This is a genomic window from Collinsella sp. CLA-AP-H1, from assembly GCF_040092945.1.
In the GTDB taxonomy this organism is placed as follows: domain Bacteria; phylum Actinomycetota; class Coriobacteriia; order Coriobacteriales; family Coriobacteriaceae; genus Collinsella.
The window spans coordinates 1-2,261 of the sequence record NZ_JBBNKO010000032.1 but is presented as its reverse complement, the minus strand read 5'-3'; the positions used below and the strand labels follow the sequence as shown (position 1 = coordinate 2,261).

The window sequence follows — 2,261 nt, the reverse complement described above, 5'->3', positions numbered from 1 at the left end:
ATGTCTGCCCGGATGCGACACTTGAAGTGTCCATCCTCGCAGTATCCGGTTCTCAAGGTGCACGCCTGCGCTGGTTCCCGGTTGCACCGGGCCGCGCGGCAAGGAGATATATTGCCAGACCGGAGGGGCGCCGTGGGCGGGAATCTGGTCGTACACATTTCCTACACATATAAGTACTCTCAGCTGGCTGGTTAAAAACAGGAGGGGACCTCGCATCCGAGATCCCCTCTTTCGCCCATCTATAGCAATAGACTCTTAAATACCTTATGCCAGCAGCTTGCGACCGGACTCCTCGATCGCGTCAAGTGCTGCATCTGCCTCGGCGGCATCCGCGCCCTTAGCGAAGATGTACAGCTTGATCTTGGGCTCGGTGCCGGAAGGACGAACGATACCCTTATTGCCACCCTCAAGATCGAACTCAATAACGTTAGCCTTCGGCAGGCCGTTCACGCAGGTGTTGTAATCAACGACGGCCTCAATCTTGGAACCGGCGAGCTCCGCGGGCGGGTTCTCGCGCAGACCGGCCATGATGCCGGCCATCTTTGCCGCACCCTCAGCACCCGGATAGCTCAGCGAAATCGTCTTATTGTGATAGTAGCCATACTTCTCGTACAGCTCGTGCATCGCGTCGGCAAGGTTCTTACCCTGCAGCTTGTAATACTGCGCCATCTGGCAAATCAGAAGCGAAGTGCTCACCGCGTCCTTATCGCGCACGTGGTCGCCGGCCAGATAGCCGTAGCTCTCCTCGAAACCGAAGATAAAGCGGTCGACCTCGCCAGCATCGGAAAGCGAGGTAATGATGTCGCCGATGTACTTGAAGCCCGTCAGGCAGCGACGGAGCTCAAAGCCATACTCCTCGGCCAGAGCGTCAACCATGGCGGAAGAAACGATAGTAGTAACGGCAACCTTCTTGGTGAGATCCTCGTCGCGGGCGGCACGTGTCTTGCAAATATAGTCGAGCAGCAGGACGCCCATCTCGTTACCGGTCAGCAGCAGGTAGTCATCACCATTCTTGACGGCAACGCCAACACGGTCGGCGTCGGGATCGGTTGCAAGCAGCAGATCAGGGTGAACCTGCTCGCAGAGATCGATGCCCTTCTGCATGGCCTGACGGATCTCGGGGTTAGGATACGGGCAGGTCGGGAAATCGCCGTTAGGCTCCTTCTGCTCGGGAACAACCGTGACATCAGTGATGCCAGCGCGATCGAGCACCGTCATAACGGGAATGAGGCCGGTGCCGTTGAGCGGAGTGTAGACGAGCTTAAGCGGAGCGCCAGCGATCTCCTCGGCAGAAAGGTTGGTCACGCCGCGGGCGAGAACGGCGTCATAATAACGCTCGAGGCACGAGTCATCGATCCATTTGACCAGACCCTGTTCAAGAGCCTCATCGAAGTCCATGGACTTCACGCCGGTAAACGTATCGGTCTCGGCGATAGCCTTAGAAATTGCATCGGCGGCCTCGCTGGTGATCTGGCAGCCGTCGGGGCCATAGGCCTTATAGCCGTTATAAGGCGCTGGATTATGACTAGCTGTCATGCAAATGCCACCGGAGCACTTAAGGTCACGGACGGCCCAGGAAAGCGTCGGCACGGGAGAAATCTTAGGATACACGAGAGCAGTCACGCCGTTTGCGGCAAGAATGGCAGCCGTCGTCTTAACGAACAGTTCACCCTTATTGCGGCTATCGCGAGCGATGGCAACCGTCGGATGCTCGAAGGTCGCATTAAGATAGTCAGCAAAACCCTGCGTCGCGCGACCAACCGTATAGATATTCATACGGTTAGTGCCTGCACCGATAGTGCCACGTAGACCGGCGGTACCGAAGGCGAGATCTTGGAAGAAAGCGTCGGTGATGGCGTCTTCGTCACCCTGCTCCTTCATCGTGTTGAGCTCAGCGAGGAGCTCCTCGTCCTTGACATTGGCAATCCAAGTATCAAGCAGCTCATGAACATCTGCCATGTGAGTCCTTCCGTCACAATCAATAAAACAACCCGTGTAAAACAGGACAAGCGCATCAGCGCGCTAAAGCAAATATTAGTCCATTGAGAACAGAGAACCAGCCACAGAACGGTGAACGTCTATATTCAGCGGTGGATGATTAAATTGATTTAATTGCATAAGGATGTTGCCCGTAAACGCAAAAAAGGGGGAGGCCGCGAGGCCTCCCCCTTCTCAGTTCGATGGCGGCTCGGTGCCGTCCACCGGTCAGCGGCGCCCTGGCCTCCCACGGGCTGACCCCGCAGTACTCTCGGCGCGATGGG

General features: G+C 56.7%; 1 protein-coding gene. It reads right to left on the bottom strand.

The window, feature by feature from the left end; translation table 11 throughout:
• Positions 1 to 264 precede the first annotated feature (264 nt).
• Positions 265 to 1,959: a phospho-sugar mutase gene (locus AAAV44_RS09755; RefSeq protein ID WP_349115459.1), complete on the bottom strand. Its 1,695-nt coding sequence runs from the start codon at positions 1,957 to 1,959 to the stop codon at positions 265 to 267.
• Positions 1,960 to 2,261 lie beyond the last annotated feature (302 nt).

Bases quoted from the DNA above. Each gene is read 5' to 3' on its own strand.
- AAAV44_RS09755 (WP_349115459.1), bottom strand. From the start codon at position 1,959: ATGGCAGATGTTCATGAGCTGCTTGATACTTGGATTGCCAATGTCAAG.